A 25,183-nucleotide genomic window follows, 5' to 3' on the forward strand; every position below is an offset into this window, starting at 1 on the left:
GCGAGCCGGGAGGCGGAACTTCGCGCTTCGATCCGCGGTCCAGCAAAGCATCAGCGGGCGGGCGTGCCGGCTTGCAGTTCGTGGAGTCGCCGCCAGTGAGACGCACTGCAAAGAATCGGGCACTGGTTCGACGGCGCCCCGGCTGATAAGACCTTGGTCACCCTTTCAGCCACGTAGGCATTGTTACGATGTCATGAATCGAGGGAGTCATCGACCATGCCCTGGGACCCTGACTCCGGAACATGACGCTTGTGATGATTATGTCGGACCGGACGTAACCGAATCTGATGAAATCCTTTCGCTTCATTCATTTCACCGATACGCATCTGACCGGTGATGCGGCAGCGACGCTGCGTGGCGTTGCGAGCCTGCCCGCCCTCCAGGCGGCCATTGCCGATGCGCGTCACCGCTGTCATCAGCCCGACGGTGTCCTGTTGACGGGCGACCTGGTGCAGGACGATCCGTCCGGTTATCGCCTGATCCGGCAGGTCTTCGGCGGATCGACCGTGCCCGTGCTCTGCCTCGCGGGCAATCACGATGTGCCGCACGAGATGCGCGCCGAGCTGAACACCGGCCCCTTCCAGGTCGGCGGCGAAATGGAGTTCGGCCGGTGGCTCGTCGTGATGCTCGACACGTGGATCGAACACGACGCGAGCGGCCGCATCGGTGAAGCACAGCTCGCTCATTTGCGCGACGTGCTGCGCACGCATCGCAATCATCATGTGCTCGTCTGCCTGCATCATCATCCCATCCGCATGCGCAGCGAATGGCTCGATCAGGTCGGACTGCAGGATGCAGAGGAATTCCTGAACATCGTCCGCACCCACTCCAACGTGCGCGGCGTGCTCTGGGGACATGTGCATCAGTCGCTCGACAGCTTCGTCGCGGGCGTCCGGTTCATGGCCTCACCCGCCACGTGTGCGCAGTTCCTTCCGAACAGCGACGACTTCGCCATCGACGATCGCCCACCGGGCTATCGCCTCCTCGAGCTGATGCCGGACGGCTCGATCGCCACGGAAGTGATCTGGCTCGAACGGTACGCGCAGCGCGTCGTCGCCTGATCGTCCCGATGCTGGCGGGATCGCGCCAGCCGGCAGATACTGCGGGCAACTTCCGAAGCGATGGCCCGCCATGCCCTTTTTCTTCCGTACGCTTGCCCTTGCCGCCCTGTTGGCGACTACGTCCGCGGCGGTTGCGGCACCCGGCGGTGAAAGGCATGCGCTCTGGTCGCTCAAGGGAAAATCGAACACGGTCTATCTGCTGGGATCGGTTCACTTCCTGAAGCCGACCGACCAGCTCCCCGGCGCCATCGACACTGCGTATCGCGACGCGGAGAAGCTCGTGATGGAGATCGACATGGATGATCTCGATCCGCTCGAGGCGCAGCAGATCACGCTGCAGCTCGGCATGCTTCCAGAAGGCAGGACGCTCGAGTCGGAACTCGGTGCGAAGGCCTATGCACAGGTCGCAACGCAGGCGCGCGCCATCGGCGTGGATCCCGCATTGCTCAATCGTTTCCGCCCGTGGCTGGCCGCGATGACGCTCGTGCAGCTGCAGCTCATGAAGCAGGGACTCGATCCGCAATCAGGCGTCGAGCAGCGGCTCACTGCACGCGCCGCGGTGGACCGCAAGGAGATCACCGGACTCGAAACCATGGAGCAGCAGCTCGGCATGCTTGCCGGACTGCCGGAGGATCAGCAGCGTGAGTTCCTGATGTACAGCGTCGAAGACGTCGAACGCGCATCGAAGGAGATCGATGAGCTGATCGCGGCGTGGCGCATCGGCGATACGAGCACGCTCGACAAGTTGCTGTCGGAAGGCTTCGACAAATACCCGGACCTTTATCGCCCGCTTACCGTCGATCGCAATCGGCGCTGGATCCCGAATATCGAAGCGCTGCTCGATGACTCAGACGACTACCTGGTCGTAGTCGGGGCTCTGCACCTGGTGGGCAAGGACAGCGTGATCGATCTGCTGGAACGCAAAGGGCACAAGATCACGCAGCATTGAGCTTTCCGATCGCATAGCCCGCCCAGACCGCGAGCAGGCAAAGCGCGACCGACAGCGCGACGTTCGCTCCAGCGAACAGGATCTTGCCGTCGCGCACCAGCGCGAACGTCTGCAGGCTGAATGCGGAAAACGTGGTGTAGCCGCCCAGTATCCCGACCATGAGGAATTCGCGCGCGGGCTGTGAATCAGGCCGCGTGTCCGTCATGGCGGCGACGAGGCCGATCAGGAACGAGCCGGTGACGTTGACGAAGAGCGTGCCCCAGGGAAACGACGTTCCCATTCGCTGGGCGACCAGCATGCCGAGCCAGTGCCGCCCGACCCCGCCGACGGCGCTGCCGAGCGCTATTACGGTGTAGGTCGTCAGCGTCTTCACTATCCGCCGCTCAGACTTCCACCATCTCGAAATCTTCCTTGCCGGCGCCGCAATCCGGACACCGCCATGACAGCGGCACATCCTCCCAGCGCGTGCCGGGGGCGAGACCGGAGATGGGGTCGCCCTTCTCCTCCTCGTAGATATAGCCGCAGATCACGCACATGTAGGCTTTCATCAACAGTCACGCACGGGAAGTTGTGAGATTTCGAGGGCGGCGATTATAGAGGGAGTTGCGTCGCGCTGTCGTCAGGTCGCTACAGCTCGAGGTCGTCGCGGCTCGGGACCCGGATCCGGCCGCCCGGCGGGGTGCTTCCGCCGCCTTCTGCCCCTACACTTGCGCCCCTGTCACGGTCTTTGTCACCCGCGGAGTTTCCGACCTTGTCTCTCTTCACCGATGCCTCCCGCTACATCCCCGGCGGCGTGAACTCGCCCGTGCGCGCTTTCCGCTCCGTCGGCGGCGAACCGCTGTTCATCGAGCGAGCCAGCGGTGCGCACATCTTTGCCGCGGACGGACGGCAGTACATCGACTATGTGGGCTCCTGGGGTCCGATGATCCTGGGTCATGCGCATCCGGACGTGATCAGGGTCGTGCAGGAACGGGCGGCGCTGGGATTGTCCTTCGGCGCGCCGACACAGATCGAAACCCGGCTGGCCCAGAAGGTCTGCGAGCTCATGCCATCGATCGAGCTGGTCCGGATGGTGAGCTCGGGCACCGAGGCCACGATGAGCGCGATCCGACTCGCACGCGGATTCACGGGCCGCAGCAAGATCGTGAAATTCGAAGGCTGCTATCACGGTCATTCGGATTCGTTGCTCGTGAAGGCCGGCTCCGGCGCGCTGACGCTCGGCGTCCCCACTTCTCCTGGTGTGCCGCCCGAACTGGCGGCTCATACGATCACGCTGGCTTACAACGACATCGCCCAGGTCCAGCAGACCTTCACCGACATGGGCCGCGAGATCGCATGCGTCATCGTCGAACCGATTGCCGGCAACATGAACTGCGTGCCGCCGGTGCCTGGGTTCCTCGAAGCACTGCGGGCGCTCTGCGACCGCCACGACTCGGTGTTGATCTTCGATGAAGTAATGACCGGCTTTCGCGTCGCGCTCGGCGGCGCCCAGCAGCTCTACGGCATCAAGCCCGATCTCACGACGCTCGGGAAGATCATCGGCGGCGGCATGCCCGTCGGTGCGTTCGGCGGCAAGCGCGAGATCATGCAGCAGATCGCGCCTCTCGGCCCCGTCTACCAGGCGGGCACACTTTCCGGGAATCCTGTCGCCATGGCAGCGGGCCTCGCCACGCTGGAGGCAATCAGCGCGCCGTCATTCCATGCGGCGCTGGCGGAACGAACGAACCAGCTGATCGAGGGCCTCTCGCTCGCCGCCCGCACGGCGAACGTTCCGTTCAGCACGAATCATGTCTGCGGCATGTTCGGCCTGTTCTTCACGGACAAGGCCCCCGTCCGCTACTTCCGGGAAGTCATGGCCTGCAACGTCGAACGATTCAACCGCTTCTTCCATGCGATGCTCGACGAAGGCGTCTATCTCGCCCCATCGGCGTACGAAGCAGGGTTCGTCTCGTCGGCGCACGACGCGAACCTCATCGAGTCCACCGTGAAAGCCGCTCGCGCCGCGTTCTCGAGAATCTGACCGGATGCACATCAAGTCGATTGCCTGCGCCCTGACGCTCCTCGGACTCGCTCAGGTCGCTCACGGGCGAGGCGTAACGCCCTACCTGCCGCTCAACCTGGCACCGGAAGTCGAGCGACAGATCGAGGAAGTCCTGATCCTGGCCGGCAAACCCGTCATGCGGCGGCCGATCGCCGCGGCAAACGTGCTCGATGCCTTGCCCGAGGCCTGCAAGGTCGACCGGCCTCTGTGCGATTCCGTTCGCAGCTATCTCAACCGCTACATGCAGAAGGCTGGCCTGACGCACGCTCACGCGGAAGCGGCAGCGACATCCGATACCGTCGCGCCCGTCGCGAATCGGCGCGGCATGACGACGGATGACGAGTGGGCCGCATCGGCCCAGGCCTACTACCAGCCGAGCGACTACTTCCTGCTGTCCCTCGGCGGCGTGGCGCATCCGGACACGACATCGCCGGCAGGTTCTTACCTGAGCGCGGGATTCGAATACGCGCAGCTCGACGTCGGTTACCGCGACCGATGGATGTCGCCGCTGACGGACTCCGCGATGCTGATCAGCACCGAGGCGGAGACGATGCCGTCGATCTCGATTTCGAATTACACACCGATGACGCCGCTCGGGATCAACTACGAATTCTTCCTCGCCGAGATGTCCGAGTCCGACCGGATCGTGTTCGAGGACGGCTACACCAGCGGCAATCCGGCGATCTTCGGCATGCAGCTCGGCATCGAACCGTTCGCGGGCTGGTCGCTCAGTGCGAATCGCATCATGCAGTTCGGCGGAGGCGAACGCGGCGGCAACTCCATCAGCGATGTGCTCGACGCCTTCTTCCGGCCTTCGAGCGCCGACAACCTCAGCGAAACCGAAGGCGCGGAGTTCGGTAACCAGGCCGCGTCGATCACTTCTCGCTTCCTGTTCCCGGGAAAGGTGCCCCTCGCGTTCTACATGGAATACGGCGGCGAGGACACATCACGGTCGCGCGACCTGCTCCTCGGCAACTCCTCGCTTTCTGTCGGCGTCGATCTGCCGAGGATCCTGCCGGACATCGGACTCACTTACGAAGTCTCGGAGTGGCAGAACGCCTGGTACGTCCATCACATCTATCAGGATGGCCTGACCAATGAAGGCCGCGTCATCGGTCACTGGGGCGCAGCGAACCGCGTCACCGGCGACGGGGTCGGCGCGCAGAGCCATATGCTGAAACTGACGTGGACGCCCTCGTTCGGTGGCTTCTTCGAAGCGCGTTACCGCACGCTGGCGAACGAGAGCTACTCCGGCTACGACTACACGCGCATGCACGATCTCTCGCTGCGGTACTCGCGCGACTGGAAGATGCTGAACTTCGGCGCCGAGATCCAGGCGGGCCGCGACGTCTTCGGCGAGGATTATCAGCGGTTCGCCGCCTTCGTGACGTACCCGCCCGGCGGAATCGAGCGCACGCCGCGAGGCCTGACGACGCAGTCCAGTGCGAAGATCGGCGAATACTTCGTCGACGCCGGCGTGCACACGGGTGAACTCAGAACCGACCTGGCTGCATCGATTCCCCGCACCGAGACCAGCACGACGGGCGGGCACATCGCCGTCGGCGTGCGCCGCCCGATTTCGAATCGCAACGACATCGGCGTGCGACTGGATATCGACGACCTCGACGGCTCGATGCTGCTCGGCGTGCGCGCCATCGACTATCGCTTTCGCCTGAACAAGAAGATTGCGCTGTCGCTGTTCGCGGGTGCTGCCCGCTACGATCTCGCGACGCCCGCTTACGGCATTTACACGGGCGCCGGCGTGCAATGGCGCGATGCTTTCCCGAAGTACGACATCGGCCTCGAATACCGCTTCGCCGACAAGATCGCGCGCGACAACCTGTTGCCGGACGATCCGCCGAACGACGGTTCGCGTAACGACGCTTTCTATGACGCGTCGCTGCTGACGCTCTACGTCAGCCGGCGCTGGTGAGAGAGATCGAGAGAAGATCGGCCGCCCGCCGACCCATCGACGACACCGTTACGCTGCGCGCTGGCCAGGATCGCTTCGTACGCACGAACCAGCGTCGCACCCGCATTCTCGGGCAGGAACTCACCCAGATCGACCTGCTGTCGCGGCGTGCGCTGACTATAGTGTCGCGTTAGCAAGGCAGCGAGCGCATCAGCGTCGTCGACCGGGTATAGCTGGCCCGGGAAGTTGCTCAGGATCTCGCAGCACCCTTCCGTTCGCGAAGCGACCACCGGGAGGGCACTGTCGAGCGCCTCCGCCAGCACCAGACCGAATGCTTCTTCGCGCGAGGGACACACGAACAGATTCATGATCTGGAAGTAGTCCTTCGCGTTGCTGCGAAAGCCCGGCAGGATCACGCGATCACCGCCGAGGGCAACGAGCTCATCCTTCTGCCTGCCGTCTCCGAGGATCAGCACCTTCGCATCCGGAAGATTCGCCTTCGCGAAAGCGCGGATGAGGACATCCCATCCCTTGCGCTCGATGAGCTGCCCGACTCCGCCGATGACGAAATCGTTCTCCGCGATCCCGAGCTCGCGCCGCAGGCCCGCGCATTCTTCGCCACACAGCTTGCGATTCGGCCGGACGATGTTCGGCGTGTAGAAGACGTCGCCGCGGTAGCTTGCAGGAATCAGTCGTTGCTGCCATCGCGCGACGCATAAAATTGCATCGAGCCCCAGATAGGCGTCGTCGAAGCAATGCATGTGGAGCGTGCCTGTCGTGACGACCGTTCCCTTCAATCGCGCGACGAGCTTCGTCGCGCGCGTCAGATGTGCATGTGCGATGTCCGGTGCATACTCGGCAATCACGCGTCGCAGCGCTCGCAGGGCAAACCATTGACGACGGATCCGGAACACGGTGACGCGGGAATCGAGATGATCACGGATCGATCCCTGCGCTCCGCCGCGTTTGAGAAACTGGCGCAAGGTGGGCCAGCCGGGAACAGCGACAGCGACTTCATGTCCGGCCGCTGCAAGATAGTTGCAATACTCCGCGGCAGATCGCTCCGATCCCTTGAACCCTTCAGACAGGATGACGTGCAGAATACGCAATCGAGTCATGCTGACGGCGACACTTCACACCCTTGAAGCAGCCCCGACTATACCTCCATGAATGAACAACCGCCCGGTTCGATGCGTCCGCTGGTCGTGAGATGCGGCGCCTTTGGCGACATGGTGCTGCTGACTCCTCTCATCCGCCGGCTGGCCGAACGCTTCCAGCAGCCCGTCGATCTGGTGTCCTCGGGTCCCTGGACGATTCCCCTGCTGCAGGGACAGCCCGGCGTCGGCCGCATCCATTTGCTCGAGAGCCGCAACACCCCCTACTGGCTCAACTTTCCGAAACAGCGCATCGCGCGCGAGCTGCGCCGCAACGGACCGGCACCCGCATGGTTCTGCGACGGCAACGGAGCCGCCTTCGATGTACTGCAAAAGGGAGGCGTGCCGAAGGACTGGGTGCTCGATGTTCGCGACCTCGCATTCGGTGCGCGTGAGCACTTCGTCATACGATGGTCGCGCTTCGCGAACATGACGCCGCCCGGACTGAGCGTCGCTCCATCGATGTCCCGCGATGGGATGATCGGTGATGGCACATCGCCGGTAGCTGTCCAGGCCGCGGTGATCGACGTCCTTCCCGCATGGCGATCGGATCTTTCCACCTGGCTCGAATCGCGCGGCCTTGGAAACACGACACTGCATCTGGTCCAGGCCGGCAACAAGCGCACGATGCGCAGCGGCCGACGCGACCGGGCAACCAACACGAAGTACTGGCCCGAAGAACGTTGGGCCGAAGTCGTGCGGCATATCAGGCACCGATCGCCGGAGAGCAGCATCTTGCTGCTCGGCACGCCGGGCGAAAGTGAACTGAACGACGACATCATCCGCCTGAGCGCAACGAAGAACGTGCACAACGCTGCGCTCGACCTGCCGATTCCGCGATTGCTGGCGCTGATGGAATCGGCCTCCAGCCTCGTCACCGTCGATTCCGGCCCTGCGCACGCGGCAGCGGCGGTGGGTTGTCCGCAGGTGGTCCTCTTCGGTCAGGCCGATCCCGAACTCTATCGGCCGTGGGGCGCCGCCGGCGCACAGGCCGAATGCCTCACCGGTACCGTCGACGGCCAGGCCAGCATGCTCGGCATTGGTGCAGGCGAGGTCACGGCGGCGTGGGACGCACTCGAGAAACGAGCACGCCCGTCGCCCGCCGTGGGCGTCGCCGCGCACTGACCGGCGTCGGCAGAATCTGCCGTTCCATCGCGTTCGGTCATCCCGCCGGCGCATCGGCGGTCCGCGATCGCCCGTTGCTGTCCGCGAAGCGACGTGCGGAGGCGTTCATCGCGGGTGTGACGCGCCCGTGCTTTTCGAGTCGCGCCTGAATTCCCGCCACTGTGCGCAAATGGCCGCGGGCCAGATCCGCGATGGACATGCCCTCGTCGAACTGCGTCAGCAGACGCTGGTCTTCGTCGCTGCTCCAGGGCTTGCCTGCATTGTCGGCTGTCGATGCGCGCGACCTCGGCTTAGGGCGTCGCTCGAGAATCCATAGGACCAGAAACAATGCACGCACCACGTCCGCCGTCTGATACGGGCTGTCCGCGGGAAACACCTCACCCGTAAGTGGATTGACGCCATTGGCCAGCGCCGACACGATAGAGAACGCTTTCGTTTCGTCCATCTCGATACCATCCGTAGTGAAAATTACGATCCCTGTTGTGCATGAGCGTCCAGACGCCGCTCCGCAGCCACCATCAGACCACACGAGCTTCGCGCTGGTTGTGCGATATCTGGTCGCTTCCGCCAGAAACGCGATCAGAAGCGCACGATCCGCTGCCGGTGATGTCCCAGTGGCGTCAATGAATCGACTCGGAGGTCCTCTTTAACGATGCGATCGTTCGCCTCCATCCTGCTGCTGTTCGCGGCGTGCCTGCTGACCGCCGCAGTGCTCGCCTACCCTTTCTGGTTGCTGGTCGGACTCATCGACGATCAGCCGATTCACCGTGTCCTGCACCGCGTGGCGATGCTGTGCGCGCTCGTCAGCCTGTTCTGGCTGTTTCGGCGCTGGCGGGTCGCGGACAAACACTCGACGGGCTTCGGCCTGCCCAAAGCCGCCTTCTGGAGACAGATCGGCGTCGGTGTGCTGGTGGGCGGACTCATCATCCTGCCGCCGCTGATCGCGCTGCAGATGATGGGCGTGCGAGTAACCGACGATCGTGTGGAGATGACCCTCTGGATTGCGGCCTCCGCGATCGTGAAGGGACTGGCGACCGGGCTCGTCGTCGGGCTCATCGAGGAAACGTTCTTCCGGGGCGCGCTCTACACGGCCATCGAACGCGAATCGGGCAGCGCGCCCGCGATTCTCCTGCCGAGCCTCCTCTACGCGTCGGTGCACTTCCTCGGCGGACGGTTGCACGTGCCCGCGGATCAGATCGACTGGCTCAGCGGCTTCGCGGTGCTGGACAGGATGTTCATCGCGTACAAGGACCCCGCCGCCATTCTCGACTCTTTCGCAGCCCTGTTCGCCGTCGGTGTCCTGCTCGCGCTGGTGCGTCAGCGCACGGGCAACATTGCTGCGTGCATCGGGATGCACGCAGCGTGGGTCGGCGCACTGTATTTCTACGGCGCGATCACGGAATTCAATGCGGCCAGCGAAGCGCGATGGCTCGTGGGCTCGTACGATGAAGTCATCGGCTGGGGAACGGTGATGTGGATGGGCGTGCTCGCCCTCATCCATTTCGTCGTGAGTCGCGGCACTCCTTCCGTATCGGCCGCGGCAGTGCGCTGACTACTGCAGATCTTCTTCCTGCTCGATCGCCTCGACTTTCACCCGCATGCGCAGGTGCTCGAGGCGCTTGAGCGGATCCTGCAATTCGAGGCACAACTGCTTCTCTTCGAGCGGCAGCGGCAGGATTTCAACCAGTCGCGAGCCCACCCATGTCGCATCCTCGTAGCGGATCGGAGTGAAGTCGTAGACCGGCGCCAGCTGCGGCAACGCGTGCTGCAACAACCGCACGAGGTATGCGCTGTCTTCTGGCACTGCCGTCGTGGTTTCGCGCGGCAGCCATTGAACATGCGCGATGTTGAGTCCATCGGACTGGCGACTCATCGACTCGATGCGAAAGGTATCTTCGCCGAGCGCGGTGATCCCAAGCAGCCCATCCTGCAGCCGCTCGAAATCCACGATGCGCGCGGATGTGCCGATGCGGACCGTGCTCGCCTCGCCGCCTGCTTCGACCCCTTCCAGAATCATTGCGACACCGAACGTGGTGCCTTCGCGCATGCAGCGGCCGATCATGTCCACGTAGCGCGCTTCGAAGATGCGCAGCTTGAGTGGCCCTTCGGGAAACAGGACCGCGTTCAGCGGAAACAGTGGAATCGTGCGCGGGAGAGCCGTGGATTTTCGCTCGTTGACCGCTGCGGGCTCCATCGTGGGTCAGCCGGTCGAGCGCTCGCGCAGTCGCGCGAGCAGCTTGCCGTGAACTCCGTCGAAGCCGCCGTTCGACATGATCAGCACGTGATCGCCCGCTGTCGCGAAATCGTTGATCTCCGCGACGAGGGCACCGATGTCATTCACGGTCCGTGCACGCTCGCCGAGCGTTGCGACCGATGCTGCGACGTCCCACTTCACACCCGGCCCCTGGTAGAGCCACACCCGATCCGCCTGGGCGAGCGAGCCGGCGATCGCTTCCTGGTGGGAGCCGAGCTTCATCGTATTCGAACGCGGTTCGAGCACGGCGATGAGTCGCGCCTTGCCGATGCGGCGGCGCAGGCCGTCGATGGTCGTATGGATCGCTGTGGGATGGTGCGCGAAGTCGTCGTACACAGTGATGCCGTCGACGACGCCTCTCACTTCCATGCGCCGGCGCACGCCTTTGAACTCTCGCAGCGCCTCGATGGCCTTGCTGATTTCGACGCCCGCGTGGCGTGCCGCGAGGACTGCGGCAAGTGCATTCTCCGCGTTGTGACGCCCGACCATCGACCAGCGCACTTCGCCCATGCTGCGCTCGCCTTCCATGATCGCGAACGACGAGTAGTCGCCGCCCGGTTCGACTGCGATGTACCACGCGGTATCCCCCTGCGTGCCGCTCGAGAACCGCTCGACGGGCGTCCAGCAGCCCATGTCGATCACGTGCATGACGTTGGCATCGCCAGCGTTCGCAACGACCATGCCATTGCGAGGCACCATCCGCATCAGCTGATGGAACTGCCACTGGATCGACGCAACGTCCGGATAGATGTCCGCGTGATCATGTTCGAGATTGTTGAGGATTGTGGTCCGGGGACGGTAGTGCACGAACTTCGCGCGCTTGTCGAAGAATGCGGTGTCGTATTCGTCTGCTTCGACGACGAAGTACTTCCCGCCTCCGTCGCGTGCCGTCACGTTGAAGTTGCCCGGCACGCCACCGATGAGGAAGCCCGGGTTCAGGCCGGCGTATTCGAGTATCCACGCGAGGATGCTCGACGTCGTCGTCTTGCCGTGCGTGCCGGCAACCGCGAGCGTCCATCGACCCGCGAGGATGTGCCGCGCCAGCCATTCGGGCCCCGAGGTATACGGAATTCCGCTCTCGAGCAGCGCTTCGACCAGTGGATTGCCGCGGCTCATGACATTGCCGACGACGACGACATCCGGTTTCAGCTTCAGCTGATCGGGATCGTAGCCCTGGATCAACTCGATGCCGAGCGCCGCGAGCTGATCCGACATCGGCGGATAGACGTTCTGGTCGGAGCCCGTGACGCGATGGCCCGCCGCCCTGGCGAGGGCAGCGATGCCGCCCATGAACGTGCCGCAGATGCCGAGAATATGGACGTGCATAGAGATGCGTGTTTCAACCCTGCAATCGGGTAACGATGAGCTGCGCCACTGCCAGCCCGGAATAGGCGATCGCTACCGTCAGCGCCATTCCGGTGAGCAGGCCCTGACCGAGCGCATGCATGAAGATACGACCCTGGATGAGCGCCAGGGCGACGAAACGAATGAACAGCCAGGCGATGTATGGTTTCTGCTCCGGACCGGCCATCATGATCTGGAGGACGCGTACCCCGATGTCGGCCAGCGCGAGCAGCACCCCGACCCCGAGCATGGCGGTCAGTGTCTGCATGAACCGCTCGCTCCGGCGAAAAAAAGAGAGCACGGCCCAGGGCCACAGGATCATCATGATCGCATCGACGACGACGACGACGATGACCGTCCGCAGCTGCAGACCCAGCAGCTGCACCTGGATGAAACTCGCGGCGACGTACATCGCGAGCGCAAGGGCCACCAGGAATTGCGACGCGGGAAGGTCCTGCGGGCCTTTGCGCCACAGCGCAATGTCGAGGAAGGTTTGCAATAATTTCAACATGAGACGTTCCGCAGATTGTACACGCCATGCCGCCGGCACTTCCGATCACGACCGCCGCTGAACTGACGCGAGCCCTGGAATTGCTGTCCGGCAGCAACTTCATCGCGCTCGATACGGAGTTCATGCGTGAGCGGACGTATTACGCGACGCTATGCCTGATCCAGGCAGCGACTGCGGACACGTGCGTGATCATCGACCCCCTCGCGGTGACCGACCTGACGCCGCTCTGGGAATTCCTGGCCGACCGCCGCCGATTGAAGGTGCTGCATGCGGCCCGGCAGGATCTGGAAGTCCTGTCGCAGGCGATGCATCGCACGAGCCCGGGCAACGCCGATGCTCCGGCCCCTGTTCCCGGACCGCTCTTCGATACGCAGATTGCAGCCGGGCTGCTCGGGTTGTCAGCTCAGGTCGGCTACGGCTCCCTCGTTGCGGACCGGCTCGGCCACGTGCTGCCGAAGGGACAGACACGGACCGACTGGAGCCGCCGGCCGCTCAGTCCCGAACAACTCGAATACGCCGCCGACGACGTACGCTACCTCGTCCCGCTGTATCTCAATCTCCAGGACGCGCTCGAAGAACGCGGGCGATTGGGCTGGCAGATCGAGGAGGCGCGGGAACTGGAGGATCCGAAGCTCTATCGCCCGGATCCCGCGGATTCATGGCGCAGACTGAAAGGGCTGGATCGGTTGCGCCCGGAACAGCGCGCAACGCTGAAACTGCTCGCGCAGTGGCGCGAGGCTCGCGCGATCCACAAGGACAAGCCGCGAGGCTGGATTCTTTCCGACGAATCGATGCGCGAGATTGCGGATCGCCTGCCGCGCACCGGCGAGCAGCTGGAGACGATCGATGGCCTGTCTGCGAATTTCCTGCGCAAGCGCACCGACGAGATGCTGGACCTGGTGACGCAGGGCCGTGCCAACGCCACCGCTGAAGCGCCGGCGGTGACGCCTCCCAGACCGGACCCGCAGAAGCTCGCGCTGGCCAATCGCCTGCTGTCGATCGTTCGCGACGAAGCTCAGCGCAACAGCATTGCGCCCGAGCTTCTCGCGACACGCCGCGACGTCGAACAGCTGGTCTTCTCAGGGCGCTCCGATCACCTGATGCAGGGATGGCGCCGGGAAGTCATCGGCGAGCGGCTGGTCGAACTCGCGACCGCCGCCGCCTGATCGTCACTTCTTTCGCGCGGCCTTCTTGGCCGGGCGCTTCTTCGCGACCTTCGCACGCTTCGCGGTCTTGGGGGCTGCCTTGACGCGCTTCGCCTTCGGTGCCGGCTTGCGAGCGGACTTCGCCTTCGCCGTCCTCACAGCAACCTTCTTGGTCTTCTTCGCGGGCTTGCGCGCGGCCTTAACGACGACCTTGTTCCTGGGCACCTTCGCGGTGCTGACTTTCACGCTCGACGGCGGCAGCGGCTTCGCAAGCGCGGCGGCCTCCATCCGTTCGAACACGGAGTCGAGCTCGCCTTCGCCGGCGATCGTGCGCAGCAGGCCGAGCTTCGCGTAGTAGTCGATGAGCGGCTGGGTCTGCTTCTCGTAGACCTCGAGCCGGCGGCCGATGACTTCTTCCTTGTCGTCCGGACGCTGAAAGAGCTCGGCGCCTTCGCGCGGGCACGTTGTCGCACCGTTGAGGGAATGCACGTTATAGACCGTGCCGCACTTCGGGCAGGTGCGCCGGCCGGCCAGACGCTGCATGAGCGTCTCGCGGCGAACGTCCAGCAGGAGCACGGCGTCGATGGGCTGGCCGATGTCCTTCAGGAGCGCATTGAGCGAGTTCGCCTGGTCTTCGTTGCGAGGAAAACCGTCGAGGATGAATCCGTTGGCGGCGTCGGGACGGGCCAGCCGGTCTCGAATGAGTCCAAGGACGATATCGTCGGACACGAGCTGACCGGCTTCCATGACGGCCTTGGCCTTGAGGCCAAGCTCCGTGCCTCGCGCAACTGCATCGCGCAGCAGGTCCCCGGACGACACCTGGGGCACGCCGTACTTGGCCTGCAGCCTCTGTGCCTGTGTGCCCTTGCCCGAACCGGGCGCTCCCAGCAAAACGATACGCATGATGTCGGCGACGACCTCCGAAGCAAAGGGGCGCTACCCTACCGAAAACGGGGCTTGCTGGCCAACTGGCAACCGGTGGACTTCGCAGGAATGGTCCCGGGCCGACGTTCGATTCCGGCCAGCTAGCATGCTAGCCAGCTAGCCGGCTAGCTGGCTTCTTCCTGCGCTATCCTTCGCCCCCCAAATTCCAATCACCTCAGGGGTCTGCAATGCCTGCAAAGAAACCTCGTAACGCCTTCTATGCCCAGTCGGGCGGCGTTACTGCCGTGATCAACGCGTCGGCCTGCGGGGTCATCGAGACCTGCCGCAAGCACAAGAACAAGATCGGCAAGGTCTATGCCGGGCGTCACGGCATCGTGGGTGCTTTGACAGAAGATCTGATCGACACGACGAAGGAATCCGCGGCCGCCATCCGGGCCTTGCGGCACACGCCCGCCGGCGCATTCGGTTCGGCGCGGTACAAGCTGAAGAAGATGGAAGACAACCCGGCGCAGTACGAACGCCTGATCGAGGTCTTCAAGGCGCACGACATCGGCTACTTCTTCTATAACGGCGGCGGCGATTCGGCCGACACGTGCCTGAAGGTCTCGCAGCTTGCCGACAAGCTTGGGCTTCCGATCCAGGCGATTCACGTGCCGAAGACAGTCGACAACGATCTGCCGATCACGGATTGCTGTCCCGGGTTCGGCTCGGTCGCGAAGTACGTTGCCGTGTCGATCCGCGAAGCCGGCTTCGACGTCGCCTCGATGGCGAAGACTTCGACGAAGGTCTTCATCATGGAAGTCATGGGTCGTCACGCCGGATGGATCGCCGCGGCGGGCGGTCTCGCGTCAGAGAAAGAAGGCGATGCGCCGCACATCATCCTGTTCCCCGAAATCACATTCGACGAAGAGCGCTTCTGCGCGCGCGTGAAGGAGTGCGTGGAGAAGTTCGGCTACTGCGCGATCGTAGTGTCGGAAGGCGTGAAGAACACGGACGGCAAGTTCCTCTCCGATGCCGGCCTGCGCGATGCATTCGGCCATGCACAGCTCGGCGGTGTCGCGCCCGTGATCGCCCAGCTGATCAAGTCGAAGCTCAACTACAAGTATCACTGGGCGGTCGCCGACTACCTGCAGCGCGCTGCGCGCCACATCGCATCGAAGGTCGACGTCGATCAGGCTTACGCGCTGGGCAAGGCCGCGGTCGAGCTCGCGTTGAAGGGTCACAACTCCGTCATGCCGACCGTCGTGCGCGCTTCGCAGAAGCCCTACAAGTGGAAGCTGGGCATCGCGAAGCTCAGCGATGTCGCGAACCAGGAAAAAATGGTGCCGCGCGACTACATAACAGAAGACGGTTTCTTTATTACCGAGAAGGCCCGTCGCTATCTGAGCCCGCTGATTCAGGGAGAAGACTATCCTCCCTACAAGAACGGGCTGCCGCGGTACGTCGAACTGCGCAACGCACCGGTGAAGAAGAAGCTCGACAAAACCTTTGTGCTATAGTCCAGCGCCTTTTTCTGGCAGCTTTTACAGCGGAAAAACCTGCATTTTTCGCTGTATGCAATCACTTAAGAATCGAAGCCCGTTTTTGGGGGAGGGGAAAGTTTCATGTCCACAGAAGTCGCGCTCTGGCTCGCGATCGGTGCCGGTGTGCTCGCCGTGCTTTACGGCGTGTTCTCCGTTGGCTGGATCAACAAACAATCGGCTGGCAACGAACGCATGCAGGAGATCGCAGCCGCGATCCAGGCAGGTGCCAAGGCTTACCTCAACAGGCAGTACACCACGATCGGCATCGTCGGCGTCGTGCTGCTCGTCCTGCTCGGCGTAGCGCTCGACTGGGCGACGGCAGGTGGCTTCGCCGTCGGCGCGATCCTCTCGGGTCTCGCCGGATACATCGGCATGAACGTTTCCGTGCGTGCGAACGTGCGCACCGCACAGGCAGCGAGCGTCGGCCTCAATCCCGCTCTGCAGGTTGCGTTCCGCGGTGGTGCAATCACCGGCATGCTGGTGGTGGGCCTCGGCATGATCGGCGTCGCCGGCTACTTCGCACTGATGCGCGGCCCCATCGGCGATGCAGCCGCGCTGCACTCGCTCATCGGCCTTGCGTTCGGTGGCTCGCTGATCTCGATCTTCGCGCGTCTCGGCGGCGGCATCTTCACGAAGGGCGCGGACGTCGGTGCCGACCTAGTCGGCAAAGTCGAAGCCGGCATTCCTGAAGACGATCCCCGCAACCCCGCCGTGATCGCGGACAACGTCGGCGACAACGTCGGTGACTGCGCGGGCATGGCGGCCGACCTGTTCGAAACCTACGCGGTGACGGTCGTTGCCACGATGGTTCTCGGCGGCCTGATGTTCACTGCCGCCGACGGCAGTCTCGACATCCGCTACATCATCTATCCGCTGGTTCTCGGCTCCGTGTCGATCGTCGCGTCGATCGTGGGCACGTTCTTCGTGAAGGCCCGCGAAGGCGGCAAGATCATGAACGCGCTCTATCGCGGCACCGCGGTATCGGGCGTGCTCGCACTCATCGCGTTCTACTTCGTCACGCCGGTCGTGATGGGCGAAGGCGAACTGGCCAGCGATCTCTTCTGGTGCTCCGTCATCGGCCTCGCACTGACTGCAGCGCTGATCTGGATCACCGAGTACTACACCGCAACGGAATACGGCCCGGTCCGCTACGTGGCCAGCGCTTCGCAGACGGGTCACGGCACGAACGTGATCGCCGGTCTCGCCGTTTCGATGAAGTCGACCGCCCTGCCCGTGCTCGCGGTCTGCGCCGCCATCTGGGGCGCGTACCACATCGCCGATCTGTACGGCATCGCGATCGCTGCAACGGCGATGCTGTCGATGACCGGTATGATCGTCGCGCTCGACGCGTACGGCCCGATCACGGACAACGGCGGCGGCATTGCTGAAATGTCCGGCCTGCCGAAAGACGTGCGCAAGATCACCGACGCACTCGACGCCGTGGGTAATACGACGAAGGCCGTCACGAAGGGCTACGCGATCGGTTCCGCCGGACTCGCAGCACTCGTGCTCTTCGCCGACTACACCCACAACCTCGAAGCCGTGAACAAGCTCCAGGTGTTTTCTCTGTCGGATCCGGCCGTGATCATCGGCCTGTTCATCGGCGGTCTCGTGCCCTACCTGTTCGGCGCGATGGCGATGGAAGCCGTGGGCCGTGCCGCCGGATCTGTCGTCGTCGAAGTGCGCCGCCAGTTCAAGGAGATCAAGGGCATCATGGAAGGCACCGCCAAGCCCGACTACTCCAAGGCCGTGGACATGCTGACACGCTCCGCGATCAAGGAAATGATCGTGCCGTCGCTGCTCCCGATCCTGGTGCCGGTGGTCGTCGCCTTCGGCATGAACTTCCTGATGGGTCCGGGCGCCGGCATCCGCGCACTCGGCGGCCTGTTGATCGGCACGATCGTGACCGGCCTCTTCGTGGCCATCTCGATGTGCACCGGCGGCGGCGCCTGGGACAACGCCAAGAAGTACATCGAAGAAGGCAACTTCGGCGGCAAGGGCTCGGAGACGCACAAAGCGGCGGTCACCGGCGACACCGTTGGCGATCCGTACAAGGACACGGCGGGGCCGGCGATCAATCCGCTGATCAAGATCATCAACATCGTGGCGCTGCTGCTGGTGCCGCTGCTTTGAGAAGGAAGCAGTGAGCTACGAGCGGTGAGCTGGTAGCCAGAGAACGAAAAAGGGCGCGACGGAAGTCGCGCCCTTTTTGTTTGCACACTGCTATTCGGAACCTTGCCTGCTCAAGGCAACTCAGCGACCAGGTCTCTCTTCCATCTGGCTCACAGCTCGTCGCTCGCAGCTCGCAGCCTCCGTCCGCACCCGTGCGGACGCTCAGCTCGCCCTCGCCACCACTCTCACCAACGGCTGCGGTCTCCCCAAGTGATACCCCTGCACAAAGTCCACGCCCATCCTGGTGGCCGCTTCCAGAGCACTCACGTCTTCGACCTGTTCGGCAACGACCTGGAAGTTCAGTGTCCGGGCGAGCTTGATCATCGCGGCGACCATCGCCTGGTTGACCGAATCGATGCCGAGGTTGCGGATGAATGAGCCGTCGATCTTGAGGTAGTCGAGCGAGAGGTTCTTGAGATTGCCGAAGGACGACAGGCCACGGCCGAAGTCGTCGAGGGCGAAACGGCAGCCCATGCCGTGGAGTACGCCGATGAATCGCTGGGCGTGTTCGATGTTCGTGATGACGGAATTCTCGGCGACTTCGAAGCACACCTTGTCGGCGTCGACGCCCGTGCGGTCGAGCACTTCGACGACGAACTCGAGGAACTGGGGATCGCCGAGCGTCTGGCCTGAAAGGTTGATCGCGATGCTGCGATCCGGTGGAACTCTGATCGCACCGCGCGCAAGCGCTGTCAACGCGGCTTGCACGACCCAGCGATCCACATCCGTCATGAGCCGATAGCGTTCAGCGGCACGCAGGAACTCCACCGGAGAGATACCGCCGGGGATCGACTCGTCCTGCAATCGCAGCAGCACTTCCAGCGCCGGGCCCCGCGTAACGCCGGGTGTCGCAATGATCGGCTGCGCCATCAGCTCGAAACGGTTGTCCTTGAGCGCAGTCTGCAGGCGCTGCAGCCACTGGATCTCGCCGCGGTGACGGGCGACGGACTCATCGCGAGCGGAGTACACGTGAACGTGATTGCCCTGCTTCTTGGCGACGTAGCACGCGGAGTCGGCGGCGCTCATGATCTCATCGACCACCCCGCTCTCGCGCGAGACTTCGACGAGGCCGACGCTGACGCCGATGTTGAAGATCTTGTCCTTCCAGACGAAGCGGTACTCGCTCACCTTGCGGACGACGTCGTCGGCAATCTGGCGCGCCTTCTCGAGCGGACAGCCGGTGAGCAGCAGGCCGAACTCGTCGCCGCCCAGCCGACCGGCGGTATCCGAATCGCGCACCGCTGCTTTCACGAGTGCAGCGACCTCGCGCAGCATCGTGTCACCAGCCATGTGACCGCAGCTGTCGTTCACGACTTTGAAACGATCCAGGTCGAGATAGCACAGGACATGCCGCGCGGCACTCGCATGCGTCGACTCGAGCGCTTCCTCCATGCGGCGTTCGAACTCGCGTCGATTCACGAGGCCAGTCAGTGGATCGTGGCTCGCCTGGTACGACATCTGGCGCGTGATGCCGCGCAGTTCGCTCACGTCGCGAACCGCGATCACCGTGCCCGCCAGATCACCGCGCTGACCCTTCAGGGGCGTGACCGTGAGCTCGACAGACCGTTCTTCGCCGCCATCGCGCGAGATCATCAATCCGCGGCGACCTACGGTGACTTTCGCTTGCGTGGTCAGGCACTGGCGAACCGGATCACCGAGCGACCGGCGGTCGCTTTCATCCACCAGCGTGATGATGTCGGTGATGGTCTTGCCCATCGCATCCGCGCCGGACACGCCCACCAGCTGCTCGGCAGCACGATTGAGATAGTCGATGCGACCGCTGACGTCCGTCGTGACGATGCCCTCGCCGAGCGAATCGAGCGTATCCCAGGCGGTCGAACGACCCTTCGATCCCTGCGACGGCGCGGTGGCGGCTCTGGGGCCCATCTCCAGCATCGTCAGCAACAGCGCCGGCCCGCCCTGGTAGTCGATGCGAACGGCTGAAAGCTCGACCCGCAATGTCTGATCGCGGTTCGGCTGCAGCTCGATCTCGAGCCGATCCATCGCCGGTTCCGCGCCCAGCACGCGGCGCAGCTGTTCGCCGACGAGATCGCGATAGTCGGGATGCACCAGGTCGGACATGGCCTGCCCGATCAGGTTCTTTTCATTCTGGCCGCTGAGGACGGCGAAGCGATGGTTTGCGAAGACGATGCCTTCGCGATGCACGGCAACTGCCTCGTGGAGTCCGCCGAGCAGCCCGACGAGAGCGCGTTCGCGTTCGGCGATCAGGAGATCCTTGACGGCGATCTGTTCGAGCAGCTGATTGGCGCTCGATGCGAGCGGTTGTGCCGGCTGGCCGCCGCTTCGCACGCGCTCGGCGAATCTGCCTTCGCGCACGATGCCGTCGAGCTGATTCGCGGCGCGCGACAGCACCGCGGCACGACGCTCGCGCCACACGAGCACGCCGATGAGGGCAAACAGCGCAATGCCCAGCAGCAAAGTGCCGACAGGAATGTTCAGTGTCCCTAACATGTCGCCCAACATGTCGGACGGGCACCAGCGAACGTACCGCCCATGATCTCCTTCAAGCCCCTACTCGCGCATTCATGCCGCCCGCACGGCCGATGCGCTTTGTCGATGATCCACGCATCGCGATCGCCTGAAGCTCCCCGCTTGCGAGCGACCTGATGACACCGATGCAGATGTTCACGCAAGCAATTGTGTGAACGCGATCGCAGCATATCGGACCGAGAAATTTCTGCTGCGGAGATTGACCATATTGCAGCGGCGATTCATGCGTTCGCCAGCGCTTTGCACGAAGGCGCATTGCGATTGTCGATCTTTTTTCCAGATCGCCCGCGAAGCTTCAGGGAATCGCTTCATGCGTACTGTCGCGGACGAGCGCTGCATCGCGTGCTCGACTCGCGACGCGAGTGAAACGCCCTGGGCCGAACCTGCCGCCGGGACGCTGCCGGAGGCACCCGCCGGCGTGTCACATAACCTTGTCTTGGGGCGGTCAAAGCCCTTACCCTTTGCGCCCGTTTTCCTCAGGTCCGGCCCCGCCCGGACCGCGGCCGTGGGGCCGCTCCCAAGTGATTGATCCTGGTCCCTGATCCTGAGCGTTTAGACGACATGAATATCGAACTGGCCCGCGAGCAGATGATCGGACAGCAGGTCAACACCTGGGAGGTGCTGGACGATCGCATCCTCGATGTGATGCGCGAGGTCCGCCGCGAAGCCTTCGTCCCCCAGGGTTGGCAGGGCGTGGCGTTCGCGGACAGCCCGATTCCGCTCCCCCATGGCCAGATGATGCTGCCGCCCAAGGTGCATGGCCGGATCCTGCAGGCCCTGGGCCTGCAGCCGGCCGACCTGGCGCTCGAAATCGGCACCGGCACCGGCTTCCTGGCGGCCTGCATGGGTAAGCTCGCCGGCCGTGTGCGTTCGCTGGAAATCGTTCCGGAGCTCGCCGACATGGCTCGCGCCAATCTCCTGACGGCCGCCGTGAACAACGTCGCCGTCGAAGCGGCTGACGGCATGCGGCTCGAAGACACCCTCGCTTTCGACGCCATTGCCGTGACAGGCTCGCTGCCGTTGTACGACGAACGCTTCCAGCGTGCGTTAAAGATCGGTGGACGCCTTTTCGTCGTGGTCGGCCAGGCACCCGTCATGGAAGCCTGGAAGATCACTCGGGTAGGCGAGCGTGAATGGCAGCGCGAAGGCCTGTTCGAAACCGTGCTGCAGCCGCTGATCAACGCGCCGAAACCACCGGAATTCGTGTTCTGAAAGTGTCCGCGGCCGGACACTCGCCGCCATTCACCGATCTTCACCCGCGATTCGCCGCAACTCGCTTCTCTTAACGATGAACATCCCGGAAATTACCCCCGCCGAATTCGTAGCCCGACGTGATCGCGGCGACGCCCTGACGTTGCTCGATGTCCGGGAGGGCTGGGAACTCGGGGTGGCAAGCGTGCCCGGAGTCGTCCACATCCCCATGGGGGAAGTCGCCGGACGTGCCGGCGAGCTGGATGCCTCGAGGGAGGTCGTAGTGTTGTGCCGGTCGGGCCGGCGCAGTCTCGAGGTGGCGAAGTACCTGCAACAAAACGGTTTCCGGGCGGTCAACCTCGCGGGCGGCATCCTCGCCTGGTCGCGCGACCTGGATGCAACCATTCCGACCTACTGACGCGTCCAAGGGAAGCTTCGTGGCGGTGAGGCCACCGGTCATGACATCAATCGTCAATAACAGGCGGGATGACCGGGTCCGATCGAAGTTGCAACTACTGGCCGGCTGCTGTGTTCTCGAACATGGGAAATGAATCAATGAAATTGCGCTCGTATATCCAAGCGTGCCTGAAGAAACACGCGCTGGCCTCGGCTGCTGCCATGATGGGCGGGCTGTCCCTGCTCGCGATCGCGCCGACGGCCTCCGCCGCGGACATCGTGGAGGTCTATCAGAAAGCGCTCCAGAACGATCCGCAGATTCGCGAAGCAGACGCCAACCGTCTGGCGAGCCGCGAATCGAAGCCGCAGGCGCTGGCTGCCTTGCTGCCGCAGATCAACGCAAGCGGCTCCTACGAGAAGACCGAGTCCGAAGGCGCCAGCCTGTTCGCTGACCCGACGACCAATCCGATCCAGTTCCGGCCGGCCCAGCGCGAGCAGGAGCTCGATACCACGGTCTACCAGTTCCAGTTGCGCCAGACGCTCTTCCGCTGGGATCAATGGTCGACGCTGAAGCGCGCCGATTCCCAGGTCGCCCAGGCCGAAGCCGACTACCAGGCGGCTCAGCAGGAGCTCATCCAGCGCACCGCACAGCGCTATTTCGATGTACTCGCTGCCCAGGACACCGTCGACGCCGCGGTCGCCACCCTCGAAGCTTTCAGTCGCCAGCTCGAGCAGGCGGACAAGCGTTTCGAAGTGGGCCTGATCGCCATCACGGACGTCCAGGAAGCACGCGCTGCCCACGATCAGGCAGCGGCAGGCGTGATCCTTGCCAAACGGCAACTTGCCACGGCGCTCGAACTGCTCCGAGAACTGACGGGTGAATCGTTCTCCTCCCTCGCCGCGCCGATCGATGACTTGCCGCTGCGCTCGCCCGATCCCGAGAACGAGGAGACCTGGGTCGCGACCGCCCTGGAACAGAACCTCCGCATCATCTCCGCGCGACTTGCAACGGACATCGCCAAGCAGGATGTGAGCGTCGCAAGATCGGGCCATCTCCCGACCATCGACCTGGTCGCTGGCCGCTCGGGCAATGACATCTCCGGCGATACGACGACGCAGACGGGCAACGGCCCCCGCTCCACTTCGCCGGCTGACAGCGACGGCACCGAAGACGCGATCGGCGTGCAGGTGACGGTCCCGATCTATTCCGGCGGCGGCACCTCGTCCCGCGTCCGCCAACGCGTTTATCTGCATCGTGCGGCTCGCGAGCGTCTGGAGCGCACCAACCGCGAGACCGAACGTGCCACCCGTGACGCCTACCTCGGCGTGCTCAGCGAAATGTCACGCGTGAAGGCACTCAAGCAGGCGCTCGATTCGAGCAAGACGGCGCTGCAGGCGACGGAAGCCGGATTCGAAGTCGGCACGCGCACGACGGTCGACGTGCTGGACGCACGCCGCCGGCTGTTCGAAGCGCAGACGAACTACTCGCGCAGCCGCTACGACTACATCCTGAATGCGTTCAACCTGCGGCTCGCGACCGGCACGCTGCGGCAGGAAGATCTCCAGAGGATCAATCAGTACCTGGAAGAAAGGGTCATTACGAAGTGACGACGCCGAGGCGGCGTCAGCTGTGAGCTGTGAGCTGTGAGCCAGAGACAGAGACAGAAGGCCGGCATTAGCCGGCCTTTTCTTTTCTCCTGTCCGGCTCGCCGCTCATCGCTCGCGGCTCACAGCCTCTGCTTTCTCGATCATCTCCATCACCCTCGCCACGGCCCCCCGATTCATCTCCAGAATCCCCAGCGCCGCTTGTCCCAGCTCCGCGCGCTTTTCCGGATTCGCGCTCAGCATCGCCAGCGTCGCTGCGAGTTCATCCGCTGAGTTCACTTGCAGCGCGCCTCCACTCTCGAAGAGCATCTTCGCAATATCGGGGGCGTTGAAGTTGCGAGGGCCGGTCAGGATCGGTCGCGCGAGGGCCGCGGGTTCGAGCAGATTGTGGCCGCCGATCGGTACCAGGCTGCCTGCGACGAAGGCGACATCTCCCGCTGCGTACAGCATCAACAGCTCGCCGAGCGTATCGGCCAGGACGACCCGCGTGTCTTCTTTCGCGCTCTCGCCACGAGAGCGGCAAACGAATGCCATTCCCTGCTGGCCGAGCCACTGACGCACGCGGTCGAAGCGATTCGGATGTCGCGGCACCAGGACGAGCAATGCGTCGGATCGCTTCGCGATGAGTTGTCGATGCGCGGCCAGCACGATGTCCTCTTCGCCTTCGTGGGTGCTGCCCGCGATCCAGACGAACCGGCCGAAGAACTCTGCTGTCCGCAGCGCCTCTCCAGTTGCGCGCACGTTCGGCGCGACCTCGATATCGAACTTGATGTTTCCCGTCACGTGCACGCGCGAGGCCGGTGCGCCGACTTCGATGAATCGATCGGCGTCCGCGCGTGTTTGCGCACCGATCGTGAGGTCCTGGTTCAGCGCCTCCCGGAACAGCGACGAGATGCGACGGAATCGGCGCACGGACTTCTCCGACAGCCGTGCGCTCGCAAGCACGATGGGAATCTGGCGTCGGCCGCACTCTCGATAGAGGTTCGGCCACACTTCCGTTTCCATCATGACCGCGATCCGCGGCTGGATGCGGTCGAGAAAGCGGCGAACGGCGCCCGGCAGGTCATACGGCAGATAGACATGCCGGACGGCATCGCCAAACAGCGCGTTCACCCGCTGCGCCCCGGTCGGCGTGGCCGTCGTCACGATCAGCGGCGGATCCGGATATCGCTTGCGCAGTTCCCGGATCAACGCGGCAGCAGCCTGCACTTCTCCAACCGAGACGGCATGGACCCAGATCGTCGGCACCTGTGTCCTGGTGCGCGAGAATCCGAAGCGCTCGCCCCAGCGCTCCCGGTAGAGCGGATCGCGCACGCCGCGCCACATCGTCGCCGCAAGCGCAATCGGTGCGGCTACATACAGGAGCAGCGTGTAAAGCAGACGAAGCATCGGGCGGCGTTTTGC

The 25,183-nt window shown here is 63.8% G+C and carries 22 protein-coding genes; 12 read left to right on the plus strand and 10 right to left on the minus strand.

Annotated elements, in window-relative coordinates; all coding sequences use genetic code 11:
* The first annotated feature begins 287 nt into the window (after positions 1-287).
* Together HNQ60_RS22825 and HNQ60_RS22830 are read left to right on the plus strand one after the other, a co-directional pair.
* On the plus strand, positions 288-1,061 hold the full coding sequence (locus HNQ60_RS22825) for a metallophosphoesterase (protein WP_184335095.1): 774 nt from the start codon (positions 288-290) through the stop codon (positions 1,059-1,061).
* A 70-nt stretch (positions 1,062-1,131) separates the two neighbouring features.
* Positions 1,132-2,010: a TraB/GumN family protein gene (locus HNQ60_RS22830; protein ID WP_184335096.1), complete on the plus strand. Its 879-nt coding sequence runs from the start codon at positions 1,132-1,134 to the stop codon at positions 2,008-2,010.
* Here the strand turns inward: HNQ60_RS22830 and crcB are convergent.
* Together crcB and HNQ60_RS22840 are read right to left on the minus strand one after the other, a co-directional pair.
* Positions 1,997-2,374 (minus strand): fluoride efflux transporter CrcB, encoded by a 378-nt coding sequence (gene crcB / locus HNQ60_RS22835; protein WP_246433845.1) that lies wholly within the window; start codon positions 2,372-2,374, stop codon positions 1,997-1,999. The two genes, HNQ60_RS22830 and crcB, sit on opposite strands and share 14 nt — an antisense overlap.
* Positions 2,375-2,393: 19 nt before the next feature.
* Entirely contained in the window at positions 2,394-2,558 is a 165-nt protein-coding gene (locus HNQ60_RS22840; RefSeq protein WP_184335098.1) for a rubredoxin, read from the minus strand.
* A 203-nt stretch (positions 2,559-2,761) separates the two neighbouring features.
* Between HNQ60_RS22840 and hemL the strand changes: the two genes are divergently transcribed.
* Both hemL and HNQ60_RS22850 read left to right on the plus strand, forming a co-directional pair.
* Complete coding sequence (gene hemL / locus HNQ60_RS22845; RefSeq protein ID WP_184335099.1) at positions 2,762-4,030, plus strand: glutamate-1-semialdehyde 2,1-aminomutase; 1,269 nt, start codon at positions 2,762-2,764, stop codon at positions 4,028-4,030.
* Positions 4,031-4,034: 4 nt separating this feature from the next.
* On the plus strand, positions 4,035-5,984 hold the full coding sequence (locus HNQ60_RS22850; RefSeq protein WP_184335100.1) for a capsule assembly Wzi family protein: 1,950 nt from the start codon (positions 4,035-4,037) through the stop codon (positions 5,982-5,984).
* Here HNQ60_RS22850 and HNQ60_RS22855 read toward each other — a convergent pair.
* Positions 5,963-7,081 (minus strand): glycosyltransferase, encoded by a 1,119-nt coding sequence (locus HNQ60_RS22855; RefSeq protein WP_184335101.1) that lies wholly within the window; start codon positions 7,079-7,081, stop codon positions 5,963-5,965. The two genes, HNQ60_RS22850 and HNQ60_RS22855, sit on opposite strands and share 22 nt — an antisense overlap.
* A 48-nt stretch (positions 7,082-7,129) precedes the next feature.
* Between HNQ60_RS22855 and HNQ60_RS22860 the strand changes: the two genes are divergently transcribed.
* Positions 7,130-8,242 carry a glycosyltransferase family 9 protein gene (locus tag HNQ60_RS22860; RefSeq protein ID WP_184335102.1) on the plus strand — a complete coding sequence of 371 codons (1,113 nt, stop codon included), beginning with the start codon at positions 7,130-7,132 and terminating at the stop codon, positions 8,240-8,242.
* A 37-nt stretch (positions 8,243-8,279) separates the two neighbouring features.
* Here HNQ60_RS22860 and HNQ60_RS22865 read toward each other — a convergent pair whose 3' ends face one another.
* Positions 8,280-8,687 (minus strand): hypothetical protein, encoded by a 408-nt coding sequence (locus tag HNQ60_RS22865; RefSeq protein WP_184335103.1) that lies wholly within the window; start codon positions 8,685-8,687, stop codon positions 8,280-8,282.
* Between the two features lie 207 nt (positions 8,688-8,894).
* Here HNQ60_RS22865 and HNQ60_RS22870 point away from each other — a divergent pair, with 207 nt between their 5' ends.
* On the plus strand, positions 8,895-9,794 hold the full coding sequence (locus HNQ60_RS22870; RefSeq protein WP_184335104.1) for a CPBP family intramembrane glutamic endopeptidase: 900 nt from the start codon (positions 8,895-8,897) through the stop codon (positions 9,792-9,794).
* On the opposite strand, the gene HNQ60_RS22875 is transcribed toward HNQ60_RS22870, so the two are convergent.
* From HNQ60_RS22875 to HNQ60_RS22885, 3 genes are read right to left on the minus strand one after another with little or no spacing between them, the layout of a single operon-like run.
* Entirely contained in the window at positions 9,795-10,436 is a 642-nt protein-coding gene (locus HNQ60_RS22875; protein WP_184335105.1) for an LON peptidase substrate-binding domain-containing protein, read from the minus strand. It lies immediately after the preceding gene.
* Positions 10,437-10,442: 6 nt separating this feature from the next.
* Positions 10,443-11,822, minus strand: a complete 1,380-nt coding sequence (mpl, locus tag HNQ60_RS22880) for a UDP-N-acetylmuramate:L-alanyl-gamma-D-glutamyl-meso-diaminopimelate ligase (RefSeq protein WP_184335106.1) — start codon at positions 11,820-11,822, stop codon at positions 10,443-10,445.
* Between the two features lie 13 nt (positions 11,823-11,835).
* Positions 11,836-12,351: a hypothetical protein gene (locus HNQ60_RS22885; RefSeq protein ID WP_184335107.1), complete on the minus strand. Its 516-nt coding sequence runs from the start codon at positions 12,349-12,351 to the stop codon at positions 11,836-11,838.
* Positions 12,352-12,377: 26 nt separating this feature from the next.
* Here HNQ60_RS22885 and rnd point away from each other — a divergent pair, with 26 nt between their 5' ends.
* A complete protein-coding gene (gene rnd / locus HNQ60_RS22890) occupies positions 12,378-13,517 on the plus strand; it encodes a ribonuclease D (protein WP_184335108.1) in 1,140 nt (379 codons plus the stop codon).
* 3 nt (positions 13,518-13,520) lie between these two features.
* On the opposite strand, the gene HNQ60_RS22895 is transcribed toward rnd, so the two are convergent.
* Positions 13,521-14,399 carry an adenylate kinase gene (locus HNQ60_RS22895; RefSeq protein WP_184335109.1) on the minus strand — a complete coding sequence of 293 codons (879 nt, stop codon included), beginning with the start codon at positions 14,397-14,399 and terminating at the stop codon, positions 13,521-13,523.
* A gap of 209 nt (positions 14,400-14,608) precedes the next feature.
* On the opposite strand from HNQ60_RS22895, the gene HNQ60_RS22900 reads away from it, so the two are divergent.
* Positions 14,609-15,880, plus strand: coding sequence for a 6-phosphofructokinase (locus HNQ60_RS22900; protein ID WP_184335110.1), 1,272 nt, complete (start codon positions 14,609-14,611; stop codon positions 15,878-15,880).
* 105 nt (positions 15,881-15,985) lie between these two features.
* Positions 15,986-18,037 carry a sodium-translocating pyrophosphatase gene (locus HNQ60_RS22905; RefSeq protein WP_184335111.1) on the plus strand — a complete coding sequence of 684 codons (2,052 nt, stop codon included), beginning with the start codon at positions 15,986-15,988 and terminating at the stop codon, positions 18,035-18,037.
* Positions 18,038-18,238: 201 nt separating this feature from the next.
* On the opposite strand, the gene HNQ60_RS22910 is transcribed toward HNQ60_RS22905, so the two are convergent.
* Entirely contained in the window at positions 18,239-20,548 is a 2,310-nt protein-coding gene (locus HNQ60_RS22910) for an EAL domain-containing protein (protein WP_184335112.1), read from the minus strand.
* Between the two features lie 600 nt (positions 20,549-21,148).
* Between HNQ60_RS22910 and HNQ60_RS22915 the strand changes: the two genes are divergently transcribed.
* The 3 genes from HNQ60_RS22915 to HNQ60_RS22925 all read left to right on the plus strand — a co-directional run bounded on the left by HNQ60_RS22915 (position 21,149) and on the right by HNQ60_RS22925 (position 23,782).
* Entirely contained in the window at positions 21,149-21,799 is a 651-nt protein-coding gene (locus HNQ60_RS22915; protein ID WP_184335113.1) for a protein-L-isoaspartate O-methyltransferase family protein, read from the plus strand.
* 76 nt (positions 21,800-21,875) lie between these two features.
* Positions 21,876-22,196 (plus strand): rhodanese-like domain-containing protein, encoded by a 321-nt coding sequence (locus HNQ60_RS22920; RefSeq protein WP_184335114.1) that lies wholly within the window; start codon positions 21,876-21,878, stop codon positions 22,194-22,196.
* Between the two features lie 137 nt (positions 22,197-22,333).
* Positions 22,334-23,782 carry a TolC family outer membrane protein gene (locus HNQ60_RS22925; RefSeq protein WP_184335115.1) on the plus strand — a complete coding sequence of 483 codons (1,449 nt, stop codon included), beginning with the start codon at positions 22,334-22,336 and terminating at the stop codon, positions 23,780-23,782.
* A 105-nt stretch (positions 23,783-23,887) separates the two neighbouring features.
* On the opposite strand, the gene waaA is transcribed toward HNQ60_RS22925, so the two are convergent.
* Complete coding sequence (waaA, locus tag HNQ60_RS22930; RefSeq protein WP_184335116.1) at positions 23,888-25,168, minus strand: lipid IV(A) 3-deoxy-D-manno-octulosonic acid transferase; 1,281 nt, start codon at positions 25,166-25,168, stop codon at positions 23,888-23,890.
* Between the last annotated feature and the right edge of the window lie 15 nt (positions 25,169-25,183).

Origin of the sequence: Povalibacter uvarum, assembly GCF_014202975.1 — a bacterium.
GTDB lineage: Bacteria > Pseudomonadota > Gammaproteobacteria > Steroidobacterales > Steroidobacteraceae > Steroidobacter > Steroidobacter uvarum.

Excerpts from the sequence above, each read along its gene's own strand:
- HNQ60_RS22825 (WP_184335095.1), top strand. The coding sequence starts at position 288 with ATGAAATCCTTTCGCTTCATTCATTTCACCGATACGCATCTGACCGGT.
- HNQ60_RS22830 (WP_184335096.1), top strand. The coding sequence starts at position 1,132 with ATGCCCTTTTTCTTCCGTACGCTTGCCCTTGCCGCCCTGTTGGCGACT.
- HNQ60_RS22840 (WP_184335098.1), bottom strand. The coding sequence starts at position 2,558 with ATGAAAGCCTACATGTGCGTGATCTGCGGCTATATCTACGAGGAGGAG.
- HNQ60_RS22850 (WP_184335100.1), top strand. The coding sequence starts at position 4,035 with ATGCACATCAAGTCGATTGCCTGCGCCCTGACGCTCCTCGGACTCGCT.
- HNQ60_RS22855 (WP_184335101.1), bottom strand. The coding sequence starts at position 7,081 with ATGACTCGATTGCGTATTCTGCACGTCATCCTGTCTGAAGGGTTCAAG.
- HNQ60_RS22860 (WP_184335102.1), top strand. The coding sequence starts at position 7,130 with ATGAATGAACAACCGCCCGGTTCGATGCGTCCGCTGGTCGTGAGATGC.
- HNQ60_RS22865 (WP_184335103.1), bottom strand. The coding sequence starts at position 8,687 with ATGGACGAAACGAAAGCGTTCTCTATCGTGTCGGCGCTGGCCAATGGC.
- HNQ60_RS22870 (WP_184335104.1), top strand. The coding sequence starts at position 8,895 with ATGCGATCGTTCGCCTCCATCCTGCTGCTGTTCGCGGCGTGCCTGCTG.
- HNQ60_RS22875 (WP_184335105.1), bottom strand. The coding sequence starts at position 10,436 with ATGGAGCCCGCAGCGGTCAACGAGCGAAAATCCACGGCTCTCCCGCGC.
- mpl (WP_184335106.1), bottom strand. The coding sequence starts at position 11,822 with ATGCACGTCCATATTCTCGGCATCTGCGGCACGTTCATGGGCGGCATC.
- HNQ60_RS22885 (WP_184335107.1), bottom strand. The coding sequence starts at position 12,351 with ATGTTGAAATTATTGCAAACCTTCCTCGACATTGCGCTGTGGCGCAAA.
- rnd (WP_184335108.1), top strand. The coding sequence starts at position 12,378 with ATGCCGCCGGCACTTCCGATCACGACCGCCGCTGAACTGACGCGAGCC.
- HNQ60_RS22895 (WP_184335109.1), bottom strand. The coding sequence starts at position 14,399 with ATGCGTATCGTTTTGCTGGGAGCGCCCGGTTCGGGCAAGGGCACACAG.
- HNQ60_RS22900 (WP_184335110.1), top strand. The coding sequence starts at position 14,609 with ATGCCTGCAAAGAAACCTCGTAACGCCTTCTATGCCCAGTCGGGCGGC.
- HNQ60_RS22905 (WP_184335111.1), top strand. The coding sequence starts at position 15,986 with ATGTCCACAGAAGTCGCGCTCTGGCTCGCGATCGGTGCCGGTGTGCTC.
- HNQ60_RS22910 (WP_184335112.1), bottom strand. The coding sequence starts at position 20,548 with ATGTTAGGGACACTGAACATTCCTGTCGGCACTTTGCTGCTGGGCATT.
- HNQ60_RS22915 (WP_184335113.1), top strand. The coding sequence starts at position 21,149 with ATGAATATCGAACTGGCCCGCGAGCAGATGATCGGACAGCAGGTCAAC.
- HNQ60_RS22920 (WP_184335114.1), top strand. The coding sequence starts at position 21,876 with ATGAACATCCCGGAAATTACCCCCGCCGAATTCGTAGCCCGACGTGAT.
- HNQ60_RS22925 (WP_184335115.1), top strand. The coding sequence starts at position 22,334 with ATGAAATTGCGCTCGTATATCCAAGCGTGCCTGAAGAAACACGCGCTG.
- waaA (WP_184335116.1), bottom strand. The coding sequence starts at position 25,168 with ATGCTTCGTCTGCTTTACACGCTGCTCCTGTATGTAGCCGCACCGATT.